At 71.9% G+C, this 19,920-nt stretch carries 18 protein-coding genes; 8 read left to right on the top strand and 10 right to left on the bottom strand.

The features are described 5' to 3' along the window. Positions 1 to 189 precede the first annotated feature (189 nt). A complete protein-coding gene (locus MKD51_RS13825) occupies positions 190 to 669 on the top strand; it encodes a metalloregulator ArsR/SmtB family transcription factor (protein ID WP_346986730.1) in 480 nt (159 codons plus the stop codon). Between the two features lie 2 nt (positions 670 to 671). After that, complete coding sequence (locus MKD51_RS13820) at positions 672 to 1,346, top strand: SRPBCC family protein (RefSeq protein WP_240241069.1); 675 nt, start codon at positions 672 to 674, stop codon at positions 1,344 to 1,346. A 71-nt stretch (positions 1,347 to 1,417) separates the two neighbouring features. Here the strand turns inward: MKD51_RS13820 and MKD51_RS13815 are convergent, their stop codons facing one another. Together MKD51_RS13815 and MKD51_RS13810 are read right to left on the bottom strand one after the other, a co-directional pair. Further along, positions 1,418 to 1,564 carry a hypothetical protein gene (locus MKD51_RS13815; RefSeq protein WP_240241068.1) on the bottom strand — a complete coding sequence of 49 codons (147 nt, stop codon included), beginning with the start codon at positions 1,562 to 1,564 and terminating at the stop codon, positions 1,418 to 1,420. A gap of 308 nt (positions 1,565 to 1,872) precedes the next feature. Continuing rightward, positions 1,873 to 3,432 (bottom strand): flotillin family protein, encoded by a 1,560-nt coding sequence (locus MKD51_RS13810; RefSeq protein WP_240241066.1) that lies wholly within the window; start codon positions 3,430 to 3,432, stop codon positions 1,873 to 1,875. Positions 3,433 to 3,567: 135 nt separating this feature from the next. Between MKD51_RS13810 and MKD51_RS13805 the strand changes: the two genes are divergently transcribed. Further along, positions 3,568 to 4,104 carry a cupin domain-containing protein gene (locus MKD51_RS13805; protein WP_240241065.1) on the top strand — a complete coding sequence of 179 codons (537 nt, stop codon included), beginning with the start codon at positions 3,568 to 3,570 and terminating at the stop codon, positions 4,102 to 4,104. Positions 4,105 to 4,223: 119 nt separating this feature from the next. Then, complete coding sequence (locus MKD51_RS13800) at positions 4,224 to 5,258, top strand: arginine deiminase-related protein (protein WP_240241064.1); 1,035 nt, start codon at positions 4,224 to 4,226, stop codon at positions 5,256 to 5,258. A gap of 30 nt (positions 5,259 to 5,288) precedes the next feature. Here the strand turns inward: MKD51_RS13800 and MKD51_RS13795 are convergent, their stop codons facing one another. Genes MKD51_RS13795 through MKD51_RS13780 form a run of 4 tightly spaced genes read right to left on the bottom strand, consistent with a single transcriptional unit; the run spans position 5,289 to position 8,905 of the window. Beyond that, positions 5,289 to 5,666: a VanZ family protein gene (locus tag MKD51_RS13795; protein WP_240241063.1), complete on the bottom strand. Its 378-nt coding sequence runs from the start codon at positions 5,664 to 5,666 to the stop codon at positions 5,289 to 5,291. A gap of 19 nt (positions 5,667 to 5,685) precedes the next feature. After that, entirely contained in the window at positions 5,686 to 6,234 is a 549-nt protein-coding gene (locus MKD51_RS13790) for an isochorismatase family protein (RefSeq protein WP_240241062.1), read from the bottom strand. 57 nt (positions 6,235 to 6,291) lie between these two features. Continuing rightward, complete coding sequence (locus MKD51_RS13785) at positions 6,292 to 7,578, bottom strand: ArgE/DapE family deacylase (protein ID WP_240241060.1); 1,287 nt, start codon at positions 7,576 to 7,578, stop codon at positions 6,292 to 6,294. Continuing rightward, the gene (locus MKD51_RS13780) at positions 7,571 to 8,905 is read right to left on the bottom strand and encodes an MFS transporter (RefSeq protein ID WP_240241059.1); all 1,335 of its coding nucleotides are present in this window, start codon (positions 8,903 to 8,905) and stop codon (positions 7,571 to 7,573) included. Before MKD51_RS13780 ends, MKD51_RS13785 begins: the two co-directional genes overlap by 8 nt. A gap of 113 nt (positions 8,906 to 9,018) precedes the next feature. Here MKD51_RS13780 and MKD51_RS13775 point away from each other — a divergent pair, with 113 nt between their 5' ends. Then, positions 9,019 to 10,140, top strand: coding sequence for a PucR family transcriptional regulator (locus tag MKD51_RS13775; protein ID WP_240241058.1), 1,122 nt, complete (start codon positions 9,019 to 9,021; stop codon positions 10,138 to 10,140). A 17-nt stretch (positions 10,141 to 10,157) separates the two neighbouring features. Here the strand turns inward: MKD51_RS13775 and MKD51_RS13770 are convergent, their stop codons facing one another. The 4 genes from MKD51_RS13770 to MKD51_RS13755 all read right to left on the bottom strand — a co-directional run bounded on the left by MKD51_RS13770 (position 10,158) and on the right by MKD51_RS13755 (position 16,170). Further along, positions 10,158 to 11,147: an NAD-dependent epimerase/dehydratase family protein gene (locus MKD51_RS13770; protein ID WP_240241057.1), complete on the bottom strand. Its 990-nt coding sequence runs from the start codon at positions 11,145 to 11,147 to the stop codon at positions 10,158 to 10,160. Continuing rightward, the gene (locus MKD51_RS13765) at positions 11,144 to 13,837 is read right to left on the bottom strand and encodes an alpha/beta fold hydrolase (RefSeq protein WP_240241056.1); all 2,694 of its coding nucleotides are present in this window, start codon (positions 13,835 to 13,837) and stop codon (positions 11,144 to 11,146) included. Before MKD51_RS13765 ends, MKD51_RS13770 begins: the two co-directional genes overlap by 4 nt. Continuing rightward, on the bottom strand, positions 13,834 to 14,856 hold the full coding sequence (locus MKD51_RS13760; RefSeq protein ID WP_240241055.1) for a 3-oxoacyl-ACP synthase III: 1,023 nt from the start codon (positions 14,854 to 14,856) through the stop codon (positions 13,834 to 13,836). The genes MKD51_RS13765 and MKD51_RS13760 overlap by 4 nt, the downstream gene beginning before the upstream one ends. A gap of 159 nt (positions 14,857 to 15,015) precedes the next feature. Next, positions 15,016 to 16,170 carry an FAD/NAD(P)-binding oxidoreductase gene (locus MKD51_RS13755; RefSeq protein WP_240241054.1) on the bottom strand — a complete coding sequence of 385 codons (1,155 nt, stop codon included), beginning with the start codon at positions 16,168 to 16,170 and terminating at the stop codon, positions 15,016 to 15,018. A 101-nt stretch (positions 16,171 to 16,271) separates the two neighbouring features. Here MKD51_RS13755 and MKD51_RS13750 point away from each other — a divergent pair, with 101 nt between their 5' ends. The 3 genes from MKD51_RS13750 (at position 16,272) to MKD51_RS13740 (ending at position 19,882) form a co-directional block, all read left to right on the top strand. Continuing rightward, positions 16,272 to 16,490, top strand: coding sequence for a heavy-metal-associated domain-containing protein (locus MKD51_RS13750; RefSeq protein WP_240241053.1), 219 nt, complete (start codon positions 16,272 to 16,274; stop codon positions 16,488 to 16,490). An 82-nt stretch (positions 16,491 to 16,572) separates the two neighbouring features. Continuing rightward, positions 16,573 to 17,550 carry a heavy-metal-associated domain-containing protein gene (locus MKD51_RS13745; RefSeq protein ID WP_240241052.1) on the top strand — a complete coding sequence of 326 codons (978 nt, stop codon included), beginning with the start codon at positions 16,573 to 16,575 and terminating at the stop codon, positions 17,548 to 17,550. A gap of 43 nt (positions 17,551 to 17,593) precedes the next feature. Beyond that, entirely contained in the window at positions 17,594 to 19,882 is a 2,289-nt protein-coding gene (locus MKD51_RS13740) for a heavy metal translocating P-type ATPase (RefSeq protein ID WP_240241051.1), read from the top strand. Positions 19,883 to 19,920: the final 38 nt, after the last annotated feature.

Raw genomic sequence — 19,920 nt, 5'->3', positions numbered from 1 at the left:
TGGCGCGCCCGCGCGCGCTGCGCGCAGTGTTCCGCTCGGCGCCACCCAGCCCATCCGATCGCCGAGATTGTCGGATTGGTGCTCGAATGTCGCGACAGATGTGCACCAAGTCGACAATCTGTGCTGCAAGGAGCCCGGTCGCGATGAATCAGGGTTGACTTATATAAGCGCGGGTGCAAGTATTGCTGCATGCACGCGCTTGATGTCCTGGGCGATCCGGTGCGACGACGCATCCTGGAGCTGCTCGCCGACGGCGAGGCCAGCGCCGGTGCACTCGCGACCGTGATCGGCGGTGAGTTCGGCATCAGCCAGCCTGCCGTCAGCCAGCACCTGCGCGTGCTGCGCGAGCAGGGCTTCGCCACCGTGCGGCCCGAGGGACAGCGGCGGCTCTACGCCGTCGACCCGTCCGGTCCGCGTGAGGCCCGTGAGTGGCTCAGCGCCTTCGACGGGTTCTGGATGCCGAAGCTGGCCGCCCTCGACACCGAGCTCGCCCGCGGCCGCCGGCAGCGGCGGCTCGCGGCGGAGGCAGCGGCAGCGCTCGCGGCGTCGCAGGGTGAGGGTGCGGCCGGGCCGGCCGACGCATCCGACGATCGCAACCAAGACCACGACCAGGGCGAGCGCCCGGCACTCGATGCCGGCCCCGCCGAGACCACCGACGACAAGGAGTGACGATGATGGATGTGCTGGGACAGCTGGGCGCGGTGAGCCGCGGTGTGCGCAGCGAGGTGATCGACGGAGAGCCGTCGAGCGTGCAGACGCTGGAGCAGACCTACCCCTCGCCGATGACGGATGTGTGGGATGCGGTGACGAGCGCAGAGCGGATCGCGCGGTGGTTCATGCCGGTCACCGGTGACCTGCAGCTGGGCGGCACGTACCAGCTCGAGGGCAATGCCGGCGGCACGGTGCTCGAGTGCGAGCCGCCTGCCGGCGAAGCCGCACGCTTCAGGGTGACGTGGGAGTTCGGCGGTGGCGTGACGTGGCTGACCGTGCGGCTGGCGCCCGAGGGCGAGGGCACGCGGCTCGAGCTCGAGCACGTCGCTCGCGACGCGGATGTGCCTGTGGAGATGAGCGCGATGTTCGGCCCCGGCGCCACCGGCGTGGGCTGGGACGGTGGACTGCTGGGGCTCTCGCAGCACCTGACGACCGATCCGGATGCCGCGATGGCTCCCGAGGAGCTCGAGGCCTGGGCGAGGTCGGAGGAGGGCACGGCGTTCTACCGCGGCTCCGCCGACGCCTGGGGCCAGGCATCCATCGATGCCGGTGCCGACCCCGAGCAGGCGAAGGCGCAGGCCGATGCCACCTTCGGCTTCTACACGGGCACGACGGGAGATGGCGAGCAGGGCTGACGCTCACCACCTGCGAACAGCGAGGGGCGAACCGGCTGCGTGCCGGTTCGCCCCTCGTCGTTCGCTGTGGCTCAGATGAGCCGCATCAGCGTGCGGACCTCGTTGCGCAGGTCCTCCTGCTTGGCCATGATCCGCTCTGCCTCGGTGCTGAGCGTGTGGCGCTGCTGCCACGAGAGTCGCTGCGTGGCCTGCCGTGTGGATCGCTGGGCGCGTCCCATGATGATGCCTCTTCCCGTCGTCGTCCGGCGGCGGCTCTCGTCGCCGGCTGCGCGAGCGTCCGGTGCGTGCTGTCTCGGCCTCAGCCAGCTTGTCTCGAACGCTTCCCCTGCATTCCAGCACCGGCCACCCACACGGCACGCCCCGTCCATCGCGGCAGATTGTCGGGTTGGAGCACGATTGTCGCGACAGACGTGCACCAACTCGACACGTTGTCGACGGAGCCGGGCGCATGGGCGCGGACGGGCGCGGATGGGCGCGGATGCGCGACACAGGGGCCGCGCCGCACGGCGCGACCCAGCGCGGCGGGCTACTCGGCGGGCGTCGCCGCGGCGGCGGGCGTCGCTGCGTCGACGAGCGCGGTCGTCTGCGCCGGCGCGCCCTTCGCGGCCATCGCGGATCCCGCCGCGTTGCCCTGCGCGGTCGAGTTGATGATCGCCTGCAGGTCGATGCCGGTGGCGTCCTTCATCATCTGCGTCATCGAGGCCATGTTGCCGACCATGTCGCCCGTGAGCTTGCCGGTGCCGTCGGCCGAGACGACGGTGATGTTCGACGACGCGTAGGCCTTGCCGAATGCCTCCGCCACCTGCGGCAGCACCGCCAGCAGCTCCTGCGCGAGCACGACCTGCGCGTTCTCGGTGAGCGCGTTCGCGCGCGCCTCGATCGCCTGGCCCTCCGCGAGACCGCGGGCGCCGATCGACTCGGCCTCGGCGCGACCACGGGCTGCGGTGGCGAAGGCCTCCGCCTCGCCCTCCGCCTTCGCTGCCTCAGCGGCGGCGATGCGGGCGGTGCGGGCGGCAGCACCGCGCGCCTCCGTCACCGCGGCCTCCGCGTTGCCCTCCGCCTTCGACGCCTCGGCGCGGGACTCGCGGGCGGTGCGCTCGGCGTTCGCCTCCGTGGCCTTCGCCTTGGCGTTCGCCTCGGCCGTGACCTGGATGCGGTAGGCCTCGGCATCCGCCACCTTGCGCACCTCGGCGTTGAGCTCCTGCTCGCGCAGCGCTGCCTGGCGCTCGGCCGTGATCTCCTCCTGCGCGACGATCGCCTGACGCTGCACCGCGTCCTCGAGCGGCTTCGCGGCGGCAGCCTGGGCGACGGCCTTGTCGGTCTCGGCGGTCACCGCGGCCTGCTGCAGCTGCAGGATGCGGTTCGCCTCGAGGATCGCCTTCTTCGCCTCGATCGATGCCTGCTCGGACGCCCGCTGCGCCTCGGTGTTGGCGATCGCGGCGGCGCGCTGCACGGCAGCCGACTCGGGCACCCCGAGGTTGACGAGGTAGTTGGAGGTGTCGTTGATCTCCTGGATCTGCAGGGTGTCGACGACGAGCCCCTGCTTCGACAGCGCATCCTCCGCGGCCTGCAGCACCGCGGCAGCGAGCGCCTGGCGGTCGTGGATGATCTCGAGCACGGTCAGCTGGCCGATGATGCCACGCAGCGAGCCCGAGAGCACCTCCTGCGTCGACGACTCGATCTCCTCCTGCTGCGAGAGGAATCGCTGGGCGGCGTTGCGGATCGACTCCTCGGTGCCACCCACCTTGATGACGGCGACGGCCTGCGCGTGGATCGTGATGCCATCCTTCGCCTGCGCGGTGGTGTTGAACAGCAGCCGCCGCGAGCGCAGCGACATCTTGAACGACTTCTGCACGAACGGCACCACGAAGACGCCGCCGCCGGTGACGACCTTCTGACCGGAGAGGTCCTGGGTCGTGTGGCCCTCGGCGTCGATGGTCTTCTTGCCCTTGCGGCCGGTGACGATGATCGCCTCGTCGGGCTCGGCGATGCGGTAGCGCCTGATCGCGCCCATCACGAGCGCGGCGATGATGATGACGCCGAGCAGGATGGGCAGCACGAGCGGGAGGAAGAGGAAGTCGAACAAGGGGGCTCCTGAGTGCGAGGGGATCTTCCTCAGAATCTACGGTGCGGATGCTGTGAGGGGGCCCGGGCGCGACGGGTCGTGATCGGCGCGACGGCCTGCCACCGCCGGGCCTAGCCTGACGTTCGAGGAGGCACGATGACGACGGATGCGGCAGGCCGGCCGGTGGGTGCCGGCGCGGGGGTCGATGGCTCGGCGGGTGATGGCCCGGAGGCGGCCGGCACTGCAGCCGGCGGCACGGGGCTCGACGGCCCTGCGCCCGACGGCACGGTGCCCGACGGCACTGCGCCCGACGACACTGCGAGTGCGACCACAGCCCCACGCATCCTCGCCCACACCGCAGCGCTCACCGCGAGCGCCAGCGACCCCGACGAGCGCGGCGCGGTCTGGCGACTGGCCGAGCCGACCCGGCACCTCGACGCGAACGTGATCGCGGTGCCGCCGCACGCATCCATCGACCCGCACGCCGGTCCGAGCGAGGATGTCCTGTGGCACGTGATCGCCGGCAGCGGCACCCTCGCGACCGACGACGGCGATGTCGCGCTCTCCCCCGGCGCGATCGTGTGGCTGCCGCGCGGCTCGAAGCGAGCGGTCATCGCCGGCGACGCGGGCCTGCGCTACCTCTCGGTGCACCGCCGCAAGAGCGGGCTGCAGATCGGCAGCCGCCCGGCGTGACGCCCGCCATCGAGCCCGCAGCGGGGCCGCGCAAGGGATCAGCGCACCGGCCGGATCCGCGCCGACCGCTTGCGCGAAAGCCCGAAACCCGCGCGTGATCGCCGCTAGATTCGGCTGATGTGAGCGCCGTCGCACCCCATGCCGTCATCCTGATCCGCGCCCTGCGGTTCCGTCCGAATCCGGCGACCGCTGCCGACAACGCCTTCCAAGCCGATGCGGCAGAGGGCGAGAGCCCCGACACCACCGCCGCGAAGGCGCTCGCCGAGATGGACGCGCTCGCCGCGGCCCTCCGCGAGGCCGGCGTCACCGTGCACGTCTTCGAGGATGAGGATCACACCCGCCCCGACAGCGTCTTCCCGAACAACTGGCTCTCGACGCACGCGGGCGGCACCGTCGCCGTCTACCCCATGTACGCATCCAACCGCCGCCACGAGCGCCGGGCCGACGTGCTCGAGATGCTCAAGGCGAGCTATCGCGTGCAGGCGATCATCGACTACTCGGGGCTCGAGCCCGACGGCATCTTCCTCGAGGGCACGGGCGCGATGGTGCTCGACCCGATCTCGCGCGTCGCCTACATGGCCCGCAGCCACCGGGCCGATACGCAGGTGCTCGAGCGCTTCTGCACCGACTTCAACTACGAGCCGATGGTCTTCGACGCGGTCGACGCCGATGGCGTGCCGGTCTATCACACCAACGTCATCGCGACCATCGGCACCGACGTTGCGCTGTTCGCGCTCGACATGATCCCGGATGCGCGGCGGCGCGACGAGGTGCGCGAGCGGCTGACCGTGAACGGGCGGAAGATCGTCGAGCTGACCGAGCACCAGGTGCGCGAGTTCGCCGGCAACGCGGTGGAGCTCGCCGGTCGTTGGCCTGACGGGCGGCGCCGCACGATCATGGCGATGTCGGCGCGGGCGCGGGCGTCGCTGACGGCGGCGCAGGTGGCGGTGATCGAGGAGTCGTGCGAGATCATCTCGGTCGAGATCCCCACGATCGAGCTCGCGGGCGGCTCGGTGCGCTGCATGATCGCTGGCGTGCATCTCGACCCGCGGCCGGCGCGCGAGCCCGAGCTCACGGAGGCGGTCGAGGCGATCGCCGAGGAGCCCGAGACCATGGACGGCGTCGAGGCAGCGTCGGAGCTGCCGCTGCCGTAGGCCGAGGAGCGCGCGGCGCAGCCGCACGCGTCACGAGGCCGAGCGGCCCGGCATCCGGTTCGCGCGCCGCGCGATCGCGACCCCGAGGGCCAAGCCGAGCCCGATCCCCACGATGTCGGCCACCGCATCCCACGCATCTCCCGACCGCTCGGGCAGCAGCACGTGCTGCACGAGCTCCGAGCCGATGGCGTGCGCGACCAGCACGACGCCCAGCGGGAGCGGGCGGATGCCGGCCAGCACGCCCAGCAGCGCGGGCAGCAGGAAGACCGCGACGTGGATCACCTTGTCGGCGCCAGGGATGCTCGGCGTGCCATCAGGCGTCGACGGCGCGTAGAGCACGACGAGCTGCAGCAGCACCGCGAGGGCGAAGCCGATCCAGACGGCCCGGCGGGCCCACGTCGAGTGCATGCCTCGATCGTGGCACCTCTCAGCGCGCGAGCACCTCGGCGACGGTCGTGATCGTCGCGAAGCGGCCCGACAGCGCGGCCGCCGTGCGGGCGATCACCTCGTCGGGCGTCAGCTCCCCCGAGCCGTCGTGGAGGGCGAGCGGATGGGTCGCGGTGGCGTCGATGACGACCTCCACCTCGTAGCCGAGGTCGCTGGCGACGCGCGCGGTGGTCTCGACGCACTGCTCGGTGCGGATGCCGGCCAGGCGCAGCCGCCCGACGCCGTGGCGCGTGAGCTCCTGCGCCAGGTGGGTCGTGGTGAAGGCGTTGATGCTGCGCTTGACGACCACCGGCTCGTCGTCGCGCGGCTCGAGGCCGGGCTGCAGCCGCACTGCGCCGCCGGCCGGATCGAACACGCCGCCACTGCCGGGCTCGGCGTGCAGCACCCAGACCACCGGGTCTCCCGCGGCCCTGGCGTGCTCGACGAGCCTGCTGATGTCGGCGACGATGTCGGGGTTCGAGATCGTCGCCCACAACGGATGCTGGCGGAACGACTCCTGGGCATCGATGACGATCAGCGCGGTGCTCATCGCCTCAGCATGCCCCGCCGCAGCGCGAGGGGCGAGAGCCGGTCCTGCCAGATGCCGTCAAGATCGCGACGACTCTTGCACGCCGCACCAGTCGGCGATGAACAGCGCGATCGACTTGGTGATGCGCCGCACCGACTCGATGCTGACGCGCTCGTCGTAGCCGTGGATCGCCTCGGAGATCGGCCCGTAGACGAGCGAGGGGATGCCGCCGTACTGCGTGAAGACGCGGCCGTCGAGGTAGCCGGGTGTCGTGAAGGTCTCGAGCTCGCTGCCGAAGACCTCGCGGTGCGAGGCGCGCAGCGCGGCCTCGGCATCGCTGCCCTCCTCGAGCACGTAGCCCTGGGCGAAGAAGCCGTTGCGGGTCGCCGTCGCACGGATCGGATTCCCGGCCTCGTCGGTCGTGACGCTCGCGAGATGCGCCTCGATCTGCTCCCAGGCGTCCTCGGCCGTCACGCCGGGGTAGAGCGCGATGCGCAGATCCATCTCGCACCAGGCAGGGACGCTGGAGGCCCAGTCGCCGCCCGCGACGATGCCGAGGTTGAGGTTGATCGGGTGGTCGAGATCCTCGAAGTAGCGGTGCTGGCCGCGCTCGGCGTTCCACGCCTCCTCGAGCTCGCGCAGCCGGCCGATCACGGAGTGCGCGGCGTCGATCGCGTTGAAGCCCGCGTGCATCTCACGCGGATGCGTCGGGGCGCCGTCGACGCGCACCCGGAACCAGATCACGCCCACGTTGGCTCGCACCAGCATGTCCTCCTCGGGCTCCGGGATCAGCACCGCATCCGCCGTGTACCCGCGCTGGAGCGCGGAGAGCGAGCCGTTGCCGGTGCACTCCTCCTCGACGACCGACTGGATGTGGATGCGGGCGGTGGGCTCGAGGCCTGCGTCGAAGAGCGCGTCGAAGGCGAAGAGGTTGGCGACGAGGCCTGCCTTCATGTCGCCGCTGCCGCGGCCGTAGAGCCAGTCGCCGTCGATGCGGGCATCCCACGGGGACGCGGACCATGCGCCTTCCGGGCCGGTGGGCACCACGTCGATGTGACCGTTCAGGATCAGCGATCTGCCCGCCTCGACGGTGGGCTCGTACGTGCCGACGACGTTGTCGACGTCTCCGTAGTCGACGTCGATGATGCCGGCGCCGGGGTGCGCGGCGAGCGCCCCCGGGTCGAGCTGCCAGCGATCCATCTGCAGCCCGCGCTGCTCCATCGCGCGGTGCAGCAGATCCTGCGCGCTGCCCTCCTGCGTCCGCAGCGACGGGTGCCGCACCACCTCCTGCGTGAACGCGAGCTGCGCGTCGAACCGAGCGTCGACCGCTCGCAGGATCCGGTCTCGGATGGTGGGGTCACTCATGGTGCTCCTCGCTCTCGGTGTTGACGTCGTCACGGATGCGCAGCCGCTCACCGATCGCGCCGCCGATCGCGGTGATCGCGGCGATCGCGATGAGCAGCAGCGCCGCCGACCAGGACTGGTTGTCGCTGGCGAGCAGGGATGCGGTCGCCAGCAGTGGCAGGAAGCCGCTGATGGCGCCCGCGAGGTTGTAGCCGAGCGCGACGCCGCTGTAGCGCAGCCGCGGCGGGAAGAGCTCGGTCAGCAGGGCACCGGTGACGGCGTAGGCGAGCGTGATCAGGAGGATGCCGAGGGTGACCGCGAGGATGATCGCGAACGCCTGCCCGGTGTCGATGAGCCAGAACAGCGGGAACGCGGCCGCGGCGGTGGCGAGCGACCCGACCACGGTCATCCGTCCCGGTCCGAACCGCTCGGCGAGACGGCCCGCGTAGACCGTCATCGGGATCTGGAACACCGCCGCGATGAGGGTCGCGTTCACCATCGTGCCGCGATCGACGCCGAGGGTGTTGGAGCCGTAGCTCACGACGAAGGTGGTCATCATGTAGAAGCCGCCGACGCCGAGCAGCGCAGCAGCCACGGCGACCAGCAGCCTGCCCCAGGCCTTGCGGAACACCTCGAGCGCCGGCACCTTCGCGCGGCCCTCCTGCTCGACCAGCTGTGCGAAGACGGGCGACTCCTCGACCTTGAGCCTGATGTAGAGGGCGATCCCCAGCAGCGGGAAGGCGGCGAGGAACGGCAACCGCCAGCCCCACGCGTCGAAGGCGTCCGCCGGGAGCATCAGCACCAGCGCGAACGCGCCGGAGGAGAGCAGCGTGCCGACCGGTGAGCCGATCTGCACGAGCGCGGCGAACCGGCCGCGCCGCTCGATGGGCGCGTGCTCGACCGCGATCGTCACCGCTCCACCCCATTCGCCGCCGACGGCGAGGCCCTGGACGAGCCGGAGGACGGCCAGCATGATCGGCGCTGCGATGCCCACCGAGAGGTAGTCGGGGAGGATGCCGATGAGGCCGGTGGCCACGCCGATCATGACGACGGTGACCAGCAGGGCGGGCTTGCGGCCGAAGCGGTCGCCGACCATGCCGAACACGAAGGCGCCGATGGGTCGTGCGGCGAAGCCGACGCCGAACGTCGCGAACGCGGCGAGCGTCGCAGCGGTCGCATCCAGATCCGTGAAGAACAGCCGGTTGAACACGAGGGCGGCCGCCGTGCCGAACAGGAAGTAGTCGTACCACTCGAGGGCGGTGCCGACGAAGGCGGCGCGGGCGATGCGGGCGGCGTCCTTGCCGCTCACGATGACCGGCGACGCGGCGGGCTGCACAGCTTCGGACATGGGATCTCCTCGATCGGGCGCCGGCACCGCTGCCGGACGTGATCCATCTTCGAGAGTGCATCTGGCGTCGACAAGCACGGATGACAACCGGTTCGCCGACCTATCATGTGCAGATGCCCCCGTCTGTGCTGTCCGCGATCGCCTCGCGATGCCACTTCGACCTCGCCAACGCGACCGCTGAGTACACGCGAGCGGTGCGGCAGCTGCCCGGCTACTCGCTCGCGGCGATCGCCGAGGAGGAGCTGCACCGAACGGCCTACGATTCCCTCGACCTGATGATGCGGCTGCTCGCCGGCGAAGACGTCGCCGAGCAGCTCGGAGCCCGATCGGACAGCATCGGCCGTCGGCGCGCACAGCAGGGCATCGCGCTCGACTCCCTCGCTCGCGCCGTGCGCATGGACTTCCGCTTCCTCTGGGGCGTGCTGCGCGATGAGGCGCACGCGGACGAGGTCGTGCCGCTCGCCGAGGAGGTGGCGACGATCTGGGATGTCGTCGAGCTGCACACGAGCAGGGTCCAGACGGCCTACATCGCCGAGCTCAGCGAGGTGAACCGCGAGCTCGAGCGCGAGCGCGGCTCGCTGCTGCGGCGCCTCGTGGCCGGGGAGGCCAACGATCCGGCCCAGCTCGAGCACATCGCCGCCATGTTCGGGTTCCCGCTCGACGGGCGGTTCCGCGTCGCGGTCGCGAACCCACGATTCTCCCGGCAGTTCCGTCAGGCGTTGGGCCGCCTGCGCGCGCGTCCGGACATGCAGGCGTTCGACGGCGTCGAGCTCGCCATCCTCGACGACGCCGCGCTGAGCAGCCATGACCGCGAGCTGCTGCAGCAGGCGCCCGCCGGGATCTCGCCCGCCGTGGAGGGGCTTGGCAGGGTCGCCGTCGCGTGGAGCATCGCGCGTCGGCTCGCCGAGCTCGTCGACACTCCCGACGCCGCCGCGACGCTCGGATCGCACTGGCAGCACCTCGTCGACGAGGGGCTCGGGCCGGCAGCAGTCGCGTTCCGCGACGAGCGGCTCGCGCAGCTGCGAGCGCTGCCCGCAGGGCGCCGTGCCCTGCTGCTGGAGGGCGTGCATGCGTACATGCGAACCGGCTCGATCGCCGAGACCGCCGAGCGCCTCTTCGTGCACCGCAACACCGTGCTCAAGCGGCTCAACGCCTTCACCGTGCTGACCGGGCTCGACCCCTCGGTGCCGAACGACGCCGCGACGATCCGCCTGCTGCTGGGCGGCATCGAGTAGCGCAGCCAGCGCGCTGGTCAGCGTGCGGCGCGGTAGTGCTCGGCGAGGCGCCGCAGGCCCGCGTCGATCGAGACCGTCGGCATCCAGTCGAGGTCGCGGCGGGTGTCGCGCTGGTCGAACCAGTGGGCGGTCGAGAGCTGCTCGGCGAGGAAGCGCGTCATGGGCGGCTCGTCGCCGCCCGCCCGGGAGGCGACTCCCGGAATCGCCCAGATGCGCTCGATCAGTGCGCCGGCCGCGCGGCCGAGGGGGGCGGGGATGCTGCGGTGCGGCGGGCGCACGCCCGCGGCCAGGCAGATGCCCGCCAGCAGGTCGGCGACGGGTCGCGGCTCGCCGTTCGTGAGCACGTAGGCATTGCCGTGCGCGTGCTCGGCGCGGTGCAGCGCCGCGACGATGCCGGTCGCAGCGTTGTCGACGTAGGTGGTGTCGATCAGCGCGGTGCCGCCGCTCAGCAGCGGCACGCGGCCGCGGCGCGCGCGGTCGACGATCCGTTCGATGAGCTGCGTGTCGCCGGGGCCCCACACGATGTGCGGGCGCACGGCCACGACGCGCATCGCGGCGGAGTCGCGCGAGAGCGCCAGCAGCTCGCCCTCCGCCTTCGTGCGCGCATAGTCTCCGCGGGCGTGCTCTGGCGACGCGGGCTCCGCGCCGACGCCGGCGAGCGAGGCACCCAGATGCGCGACCGATGGCGAGGAGACCTGCACGAAGCGCCTCACGCCAGCGTGCTCCGCCGCGTCCAGCAGCGTGCGCGTCCCCTCGACGTTGACGAGCCGGAACTCCTCGCGCTCGCCCGCGAGCGACACCTTCGCGGCGAGGTGCACGACGCCTTCCGCGCCCTCGGCGGCGCGCGCGACGAGCGCCGCATCCGTCACCGAGCCGAGCACGTCCGTCACCCCCGGCACCCGCGAGGGGCGGCGTTGCAGCGCACGCACCTCGTGCCCGGCAGCGACGAGCTCGGCGGCGACCGCGCGGCCGAGGAATCCGGATGCGCCGGTGATGAGCACGATCATGGCGCGCCCGGCCTGCCGCCCGCGAGCGCCCGCTCTGCCCACTCGGAGAGCCGCGAGCGGTCGATCTTGGAGTTGTGCCGCACGTCGGTGGGCAGCTGCGGCACCGTCAGCACGGCCGCGAGCGGCAGCTGCGTGCTGGCGCGCACCGCGGCCGTGAGCTGCGGGTCTGCGAGGCCCGGCCGGGCGCGCGCGGGGATGGTCTCGACGACCGCGACCGCCTGGCGCAGGCCGTGCGGGCCGACGCCGACGACGGCGGCGCGGCGCACCGCGTCGACCGTCTCGGCGTCCTGCTCTGCACCGACCGGGGCGATCGGGCCGTCGGCGGCGACGATGACGTGCTGGATGCGGCCCTCGATCCAGACGCGGCCCTCGGCGTCGAGGTGGCCGATGTCGCCGGTGCGGTGCCAGCGTTCGCTGGCGCTCGGCGTCGCCCGCGTGGCCGCGCGGTCGGTGAGCCACAGCCGGTCGTAGTGGGACTTCAGGTGCGGGGCCGAGATGAGGATCTCGCCCAGCACGCCGGGGTCGGCGCTCGGCTCCCCCGTCGCCCGCCCGTCGGCGTCGAGCGCGCTGACCAGCACCCGGTTCGCGCCGATCGGCGACCCCACGCACACACCGGCGTCCGGCGCATCCGCCGCCATCCGCACCTGCTCGAGCGTGATGTCGGTCACCAGCAGGCACTCCGTCATGCCATAGGGCGTGTGCGGCGTGGCGTTCGGCATGAGCTCGGCGACCGCGGTGAGCATGGCTGCGCTGATCGGTGCGCCGGTGGAGAGGAACGTGCGCACGCTCGCGAGCGCCGCGCGATCGTCATCGGTGAGCGCCTCGGCCGTCGCGACCACGTTGAGGATGGCCGCGGGCGAGAGGAAGACGATGCCGGCTTCGGATGCGCGCACGGCCGCGGAGACGGCGGTGGCCGTGAGGGTGCGGGGCGAGGAGACATCCATGTCGGGGGTCGCCGAGCGCGTGCCGAGGGCAGGCCCGAGCAGCGCGAACGGCGCGAAGCCGGTGACCAGGCCGATCTCGGGCGTGATGTCGAGATGGGTGGCGAGCACATCGCGCAGGGCGCTCAGCTGCCCGTGCGTGTAGACGACGCCCTTGGCGGGGCCGGTCGAGCCGGAGGTGAACAGGATGGCGGCGTCGTCGTGCGCGCGCGGCGCCTCCGGTTCCTGCATCCCTGCGGCCTGCAGCTCGGCGCCGCGCGCTGCGACCTCGCTGAGGCTGTGCGAGACGCCGAGCGCCGCGGCGGCCAGCCGCGGCAGGCGCTCGGCGGAGATGCGCACGCCTGGCCAGCCGAGCGCCCGCGCGGCGGTGAGGCCGAGGCGCTCGCCGATCACGACGTCGGGCCAGGATCCGCGCACGGCGCGCGTCAGGCCGCGCACGCCCAGGCCGGCATCGGCGACCACGACGACGGCGCCGATGCGCAGGCACGCGTAGAGCACGGCGGTGAGCGTTGGCCCCGGCTGCAGCAGCAGCGAGACGCGGTCGCCCTTGCGGACCCCCAGCCCGTGGAGGCCCGCGGCGATGCGGCGGGTCTGGGTCTCGAGCTGGCGCCAGCTGACGCGGCGGCCGCGTGTCATGTCGATGACGGCGACGGCGGGGTCGCCGGTGCGGGCGTCGAGGCCGTGCCACAAGGGAGTGAAGGGGGTGGGCTTGGTCTGGTGACGCGTGCCGGCTGCGTCGGCGCGCTCCTCGACCAACGGTCGGGGCGACTCCTCGACCGGCGGGGCGGGCGGCTCCGCGACTGACGAGCGCAGCCACTCCAGCACCGCCGGCGCATAGGGGCGATCCTCCGCGACGAGGTGGCTCGCGCCCTCGAAGCGGTGCACATCGGCATGCGGGAGGCGGTCGACCAGGTCGTCGAGGTAGCGGTCGCCGAAGACCGGGTCGTTCGGGCCCCACAGCATGAGCGCTGGCACGCGCAGCGCTGCGACGCCGGCGCTGATGCGCTCGAGCTCCTCGAAGCTCTCGTGCCGGGCGTCGACCGGGATGTCGGCGACGAAGCCGCCGATGCCGCCGCGCCGATCGGCCGAGCGGTAGGGCGCGCGGTACGCGGCCTTCACCTGCGGCTCGAGCGCCGGCGAGGCGAGCGCGAGCGTCGTGTCGAGGAAGCCGGTGGTGGCGACGGTCGCGGCGCCCAGCACGCCTCGCGCGCCCGCGAGCCGCAGCGGCGCGGGGATGGGCACTCCCGCCGGATGATGCACCGCGGTGTTGAGCAGCGCGACCGCCGCGAGCGACTCCGGGTGGTCGACGGCCCAGCCGAGCGAGATGACGCCACCCCAGTCGTGCCCGAGCGTCACCACCGGGCCGTCGAGACCCACCGCATCCGTGAACGCCCCGAGGTCTGCGACCCGCTGTGCGAGCGGCCGATGCGCACCCGTGCGCTCCGAGAAGCCCATCTCGAGCTGGTCGACCGCGACGACGCGCCACACGGGCTCGCCGGCTCGGGCGGCACGCAGCGACTCGTCGACGATCGCGCGCCACAGGTAGGACCAGGTCGGGTTGCCGTGCACCGCGAGGATCGTGCCGACCGGCTCCACCCCGAGCTCGGCGAGCGCGGCCTCGGTGTCGAGGCAGTGCCACTCGCGCGTCACGCCCGCGTCGGCACCGCTGCCATGCACCCGCACGACGCGGCTCCACCGCGCATCCAGCCCCGGCAGATCCCGAGGAGGCAGCGAGGCTGGCTCGGTCACCAGGCCAGTTCCAGCATCGCGGTGTTGAGGCCTGACCCGACCCCCATCAGCAGCACGCGGTCGCCCTTGGCGAGCGAGGCCTGCTCCTCGACGAGCGTGATCGGGATGGATGCGGGGCCGACGTTGCCGTAGCGCGGGAAGGTCGTGGGCACGCGAGCCGGGTCGAGGCCCGCCGCCTTCACGATCGCGTTGGTGTGCACGGAGGAGACCTGGTGGGTGACGTAGCGATCCATCTTCGACCAGTTCCACTCCGGCTCGGCCTCCTTCCATGCGGAGACGACCAGGTCGAGGCCGCCCTTCAGCAGCTCCTTGGCGTTCGTGTACATGCCGTCGACGCTGCCCACGCAGAGGTCGTGGAACTGCGTCGCGGCACGCGTGACGCCGCCCAGGATGCGGTGGCCGGCCGGGTGCTTGTCGGCGCGACCGAGCACGGCGGCGGCCGAGCCGGAGCCGAGCGTGAGCGTGGCGAACTCGCTGAGGAAGTCGGCGCGGTCGACGTCGGTGCTCGTGAGCCGCTCGACGGTGTTCTTCTGGATGTCGTCGGCGTCCTCCCCGTTGACGACGATGGCGTAGTCGATCTGACCAGACTCGATCATGCCCGCGGCAAGGCTCATGCCGTTGACGAAGCCGAGGCAGGCGTTCGCGACGTCGAAGTTGACCGCAGAGCTCGGCAGGCCGAGCCCGTGGTGCAGCCGCACCGCGACCGAGGGCTCGAGATGCTTGCGGGTCACGGAGGTGTTGATGAGCAGCCCGACCTGCGAGGGGTCGATGCCGGCCTCGGCAAGCGCGCGCTCACCGGCGGAGATCGTCGCCTCGTCGGCGGATTCGCCCGGGGCCCAGTTGCGTCGCTCGAGCACGCCAGCGACGCGGCGCAGCAGACCGGTGCGCAGCTTGAGGCGGCGAAGCGCGGTGTCGAGCCTGCCCTCGATGTCCTCGGATGTGGTGATTCGGCTCGGAAGCGAGCTCGCGACCGCCAGCAGAGCGACGTTGCTGAATCGGGTGGTCGCGTTGCCTGTCATGAAGTCTCCGTCGGGAGCCGGCGGATCGGCTCAACCAACCGTCAGCGTACCGAGCAGACCTATGCGGTTCGACACCGGCAGTCGGAGAGGCCGTGGAACACGCAGCCGCGACACGGCCAGCAGCAGCGACGGCGCCCCGCGCACTCGGCACCGAGCCGGTCAGAGCCGCGACGCTGCGCGGGCGACGTGCGGTCCCGCATTCCAACCGACCACGCCCGAAGGCACGCCATCGGCGGTCGAGAACTCGGTGAGCAGGCCGCCGCCCTCGAGCTCGGCAGTCGCCTCACCCGCATCGCGCCCACGCACCCCACGAGCGCCGATCACTGCGCCGTGCGCCACGAGGGTGAAGCCGGTCGTCGGCGCCCAGGGGCCGGGATCGTCGCCGAGCCCGAGGTCGTGCAGCACGGATCGAGCGGCGTGGGCGCCCTGGGATACCGCCGCATCCCAGTGATCCACTCGCACGTGCCCCTCGGCCATCGCAGGTGCCGATGCGCTGCCAGCCGCGTAGATGCCCGGTCGGGTCGGGATGCGGAAGCGGTCGTCGACGGCGATCGCTCCGTCGAAGCCCGCCCAGGCGAGCGCAGGTGCAGAGCCCACCGCGACCACGAGCGCTTCGCCGGTGACGGTGCTGCCGTCCTCGAGCTCCACGACCGTCGCGGCACCGTCCCGTGCCGCTCGCACGGCCACGATCCGGACTCCGAGCCGTGCGTCGACGCGCTCAGCGTGCAGCGATGCGAGCCGCCCGGCGATGTCCGCTCCGACCGCCGCTCGCAGCGGCAGGGGCGAGCGACCGATGAGCGTGACGCGAGCGCCCGCGCCCGCGTAGTGGCTCGCGACCTCTGCGCCGATGAATCCCGATCCGATCACGATCACGCTCGCTGCCGCCGGCTCGGGGATGGCGCGGCGCAGGCCGTCGGCATCGCGAGCTCCGTGCAGCGTGTGCTGTCGCACCGCGGGGTCGACCGAGAGCGCCTCGTCGAGCGGTCGCGGCAGGCTGCCGCACGCGAGCACCAGCGCGTCGGCGCGCAGCGCACGACCGTCCTCGAGCACCACCGTCCGCTCCGACGCATCCAGGCGCATCGCGCGCGCGTCGATGACCTCGACGTCGGCCAGCGGCGCCAGCGCGATCTGTTCCTGCGTCAGGAGGCCGGGGAGCAGCCCCGTGTCCACCAGCGTCCGGTTGATCGCCGGCCCTCCCTCGCCGTTGAGGAGACGGATGCGGCCGGCGAAGCCGCCGCTGCGGAGCGCTCTGGCGCAGCTGTGCCCCGCCGCCCCGGATCCGACGATCACCACTCCGTGCTCGTGCGCTGGCATCCGATTCACCCTTCTCGTCATCTTGCAGACATACCCCCCAGGGGTATAGCGTTCACCGTAACAGCACCGAGCGCACGGCTCGGAACCGGCAGGAGGCGATGATGGCAACGACCGAGTACCAGGTGACCGGCATGACGTGCGGGCACTGCGAGATGGCGATCCGAAGCGAGGTCGGGCAGATCGCCGGCATCTCCGACATCCAGGTCAGTGCGGCCGACGGCCACCTCACGGTGCAGACCGACGGCGATGCCCCCGCAGACGACGCGGCAGTGCTCTCGGCGGTCGACGAAGCTGGCTACGAGGCACGCCGCCTCTCCTGACGCACCGCGCGAGGCGGTCGAACAGACGACCCCCGTGCCACTGCCCGACACGCCCGGACGCAACTCCCATGAAGGGTCTCCCATGAACACCGCCGCTCGTCTCAGCCTGTACGGACTCGGCCTCGTCGCCGCATTCGGCGCAGCCTTCGTCATCTCGGGGGTGGTCGTGCCCGATGCCGTCGTCGACGCCCGAGCCACCGCAACGGAGGATGGGCACGGCGCGCACCAGGAACCGGCCGCTCCCGAGGCGGCGCCGGCGGCACTGCCGGGCCTCTCGCTCGAAACCGACGGCTACCAGCTCAGCCCCGTCACCGCGCCCGGAGCGGTCGGCGAGGAGGGCGAGCTGCGCTTCACCGTGCTCGACGCGAACGGAGATCCGCTGCGCGAGTACACCGAGGAGCATGAGAAGGAGCTGCACCTCATCGTCGTCCGCGCGGACGGCAGCGAGTTCCGGCACGTGCATCCCGAGCTCGACAGCGATGGCGCGTGGTCGCTGCCTTGGGCATGGGACGAGGCCGGCAGCTACCGCGTCTTCGCAGACTTCACCCCCGCGACCCAGGAGAGCGGCATCACGCTGACCCGCAGCATCAGCGTCGCCGGCGACTTCGCGCCCGTCGCCGTGGAGGATGAGGTGCGCACCTCGAGCGCGGGCGAGTTCGAGGTGCAGCTCTCCGGCGACCTGGCCGTGGGCGACAGCTCCACGCTCACCGTCGAGGTCACGCGCGACGGCGAGCCTGTGACGGAGATGCAGCCCTATCTGGGCGCGTTCGGCCACCTCGTCGCCCTGCGTGACGGCGACCTGGCCTACCTGCACGTGCACCCGGAGGGCGCGGAGCCCGAAGCAGGCGACCTCTCTGGCCCGACGGTCGACTTCGCCACGGAGGCGCCGACCGCCGGCCGCTACCTGCTGTACTTCGACTTCCAGGTCGACGGCGAGGTGCAGACGGCCTCGTTCGTGCTCAGCACCGAGGCCGCCGGAGCGACCGACACCCCCGTGAGCAGCACCCCCGACGAGAGCCCCGAAGAGGCGCCCGCCGACGACGGTCACGACGACCACTGACCCGCCTCGCGGCCCCACGCACTCCACCAGAAGGATCCACAGCATGGCTACTCCCGAAGTGATGATCGAACCGAACCCGAGCAGCTACGAGCTCGAGATCGGCGGCATGACCTGCGCCTCCTGCGCCATGCGGATCGAGAAGAAGCTCAACAAGCTCGAGGGCGTCGAGGCCTCGGTCAACTACGCGACCGAGAAGGCGAAGGTCTCGGCCCCGGAGGGCTTCGACCCTGCTGTGCTGATCGCAGAGGTCGAGAAGACCGGCTACAGCGCGATGCTCCCCAAGCCCAAGGCAGCCGCTGCCGACTCGGACGACGGTGACGAGCCGGTCGACCACGAGCTCGTCGCACTGCGCCACCGCCTCATCGGGTCGATCGTGCTCTCGGTGCCCGTGATCCTCATGGCGATGATCCCGGCGCTGCAGTTCACGTACTGGCAATGGGCCTCGCTCGCGCTCGCCTCCCCCGTCATCGTCTGGGGCGCATGGCCCTTCCACCGCGCCGCCTGGATGAACCTGCGGCACGGCGCGGCGACGATGGACACGCTCGTCTCGCTCGGCACCTCTGCCGCGTTCGTGTGGTCGCTGTTCGCGCTGTTCTTCGGCACCGCAGGCGTGCCCGGCATGACGCACGCCTTCGAGCTCAGCATCGCGCCGAGCGACGGCGCAGCGAACATCTACCTCGAGGTCGCAGCAGGCGTCACCATGTTCATCCTCGCCGGGCGCTACTTCGAGAAGCGCTCGAAGCGGCAGGCGGGCGCGGCGCTGCGAGCGCTGCTCGAGCTGGGCGCGAAGGACGTCGCCGTGATGCGCGGCGGCAGCGAGGTGCGGATCCCGGTCGAGGAGCTCGCGGTCGGCGACGAGTTCGTCGTCCGCCCTGGCGAGAAGATCGCGACCGACGGCGTCATCGTCTCCGGCCTCTCGGCGATCGACGCCTCGATGCTCACCGGCGAGTCCGTGCCGATCGAGGCGGGCCCCGGCGACGCCGTCACCGGCGCGACGGTCAACGCGAGCGGCAGGCTCGTCGTGCGTGCCACCCGGATCGGCTCCGACACACAGCTGGCGCAGATGGCGCAGCTGGTCGAGGACGCGCAGTCCGGCAAGGCGGAGGTCCAGCGCCTCGCCGACCGCGTCTCGGGGATCTTCGTGCCCATCGCCATCGCGATCGCGGTGGTCGCGCTCGGCGCGTGGCTCGGCGCCGGGTTCCCCGCGGCGAGCGCCTTCACGGCCGCCGTCGCCGTGCTCATCATCGCGTGCCCCTGCGCCCTCGGGCTCGCCACCCCGACCGCTTTGCTCGTCGGCACCGGCCGCGGCGCGCAGCTCGGCATCCTGATCAAGGGACCGGAAGTGCTCGAGTCGACCCGCAAGGTCGACACGATCGTGCTCGACAAGACCGGAACCGTCACGAGCGGCAGGATGACCCTCGTCGACGTCGTGACCGCGCAGGGCACCGACCGTGGCGAGCTGCTTCGCCTGGCGGGTGCGATCGAGGACGCCTCCGAGCACCCGATCGCCCAGGCCATCGCGAAGGGCGCGACCGAAGAGCTCGACATCGTGCTGCCCGGCGTCGAGGACTTCCGCAGCATCGAGGGCAAGGGTGTCAGCGGCCTCGTCGACGGGCACGCCATGATCGTCGGCCGGCAGTCGCTGCTCGACGACTGGTCGGTGCGGTCGGATGCGGAGCTCCAGCGCCGCAAGGAGGCCGCCGAGAGCGAGGGCAAGACTGCCGTGCTCGTCGCATGGGACGGCGAGATCCGCGGTCTGCTGGTCGTCGCCGACACGGTCAAGCCGACGAGCGCGGACGCTATCCGGCAGTTCCGCGAGATCGGCCTGACACCCATCCTCCTCACCGGCGACAACGCCACCGTGGCGAAGCGCATCGCCGCGGAGGTCGGCATCGACGAGGTCATCGCGGAGGTGCTCCCGAGCGACAAGGCGGATGTCGTCTCCCGGCTGCAGACGGAGGGCAAGGTCGTGGCCATGGTGGGCGACGGCGTCAACGACGCAGCCGCGCTCGCGCAGGCGGATCTGGGACTGGCCATGGGCACGGGCACGGATGCGGCCATCCAGGCATCCGACATCACGCTCGTCCGCGGCGACCTCCGCAGCGCGGCAGACGCGATCCGTCTCGCTCGCAGGACGCTCGGCACCATCAAGGGCAACCTGTTCTGGGCCTTCGCCTACAACGTGCTGGCGATCCCCCTGGCAGCCCTCGGCCTGCTCAACCCCATGCTCGCCGGCGCGGCGATGGCGTTCTCCAGCGTCTTCGTCGTCGGCAACAGCCTCCGCCTCCGCTCCTTCAAGAGTCGCGCGGTGGACCACCAGCCCGCACGCTGACGAGGCATGGCCGCGTCCCTCGGTCGTCGATGTGACAG

The sequence above is a fragment of the Agrococcus sp. ARC_14 genome, assembly GCF_022436485.1.
Taxonomy (GTDB): domain Bacteria; phylum Actinomycetota; class Actinomycetes; order Actinomycetales; family Microbacteriaceae; genus Agrococcus.
Note: the sequence above shows the minus strand (reverse complement) of the source record. Positions and strands in the feature narration are given on the sequence as shown.

Excerpts from the sequence above, each read along its gene's own strand:
- MKD51_RS13825 (WP_346986730.1), top strand. The coding sequence starts at position 190 with ATGCACGCGCTTGATGTCCTGGGCGATCCGGTGCGACGACGCATCCTG.
- MKD51_RS13820 (WP_240241069.1), top strand. The coding sequence starts at position 672 with ATGATGGATGTGCTGGGACAGCTGGGCGCGGTGAGCCGCGGTGTGCGC.
- MKD51_RS13815 (WP_240241068.1), bottom strand. The coding sequence starts at position 1,564 with ATGGGACGCGCCCAGCGATCCACACGGCAGGCCACGCAGCGACTCTCG.
- MKD51_RS13805 (WP_240241065.1), top strand. The coding sequence starts at position 3,568 with ATGACGACGGATGCGGCAGGCCGGCCGGTGGGTGCCGGCGCGGGGGTC.
- MKD51_RS13795 (WP_240241063.1), bottom strand. The coding sequence starts at position 5,666 with ATGCACTCGACGTGGGCCCGCCGGGCCGTCTGGATCGGCTTCGCCCTC.
- MKD51_RS13790 (WP_240241062.1), bottom strand. The coding sequence starts at position 6,234 with ATGAGCACCGCGCTGATCGTCATCGATGCCCAGGAGTCGTTCCGCCAG.
- MKD51_RS13785 (WP_240241060.1), bottom strand. The coding sequence starts at position 7,578 with ATGAGTGACCCCACCATCCGAGACCGGATCCTGCGAGCGGTCGACGCT.
- MKD51_RS13780 (WP_240241059.1), bottom strand. The coding sequence starts at position 8,905 with ATGTCCGAAGCTGTGCAGCCCGCCGCGTCGCCGGTCATCGTGAGCGGC.
- MKD51_RS13775 (WP_240241058.1), top strand. The coding sequence starts at position 9,019 with ATGCCCCCGTCTGTGCTGTCCGCGATCGCCTCGCGATGCCACTTCGAC.
- MKD51_RS13770 (WP_240241057.1), bottom strand. The coding sequence starts at position 11,147 with ATGATCGTGCTCATCACCGGCGCATCCGGATTCCTCGGCCGCGCGGTC.
- MKD51_RS13760 (WP_240241055.1), bottom strand. The coding sequence starts at position 14,856 with ATGACAGGCAACGCGACCACCCGATTCAGCAACGTCGCTCTGCTGGCG.
- MKD51_RS13755 (WP_240241054.1), bottom strand. The coding sequence starts at position 16,170 with ATGCCAGCGCACGAGCACGGAGTGGTGATCGTCGGATCCGGGGCGGCG.
- MKD51_RS13750 (WP_240241053.1), top strand. The coding sequence starts at position 16,272 with ATGGCAACGACCGAGTACCAGGTGACCGGCATGACGTGCGGGCACTGC.
- MKD51_RS13745 (WP_240241052.1), top strand. The coding sequence starts at position 16,573 with ATGAACACCGCCGCTCGTCTCAGCCTGTACGGACTCGGCCTCGTCGCC.
- MKD51_RS13740 (WP_240241051.1), top strand. The coding sequence starts at position 17,594 with ATGGCTACTCCCGAAGTGATGATCGAACCGAACCCGAGCAGCTACGAG.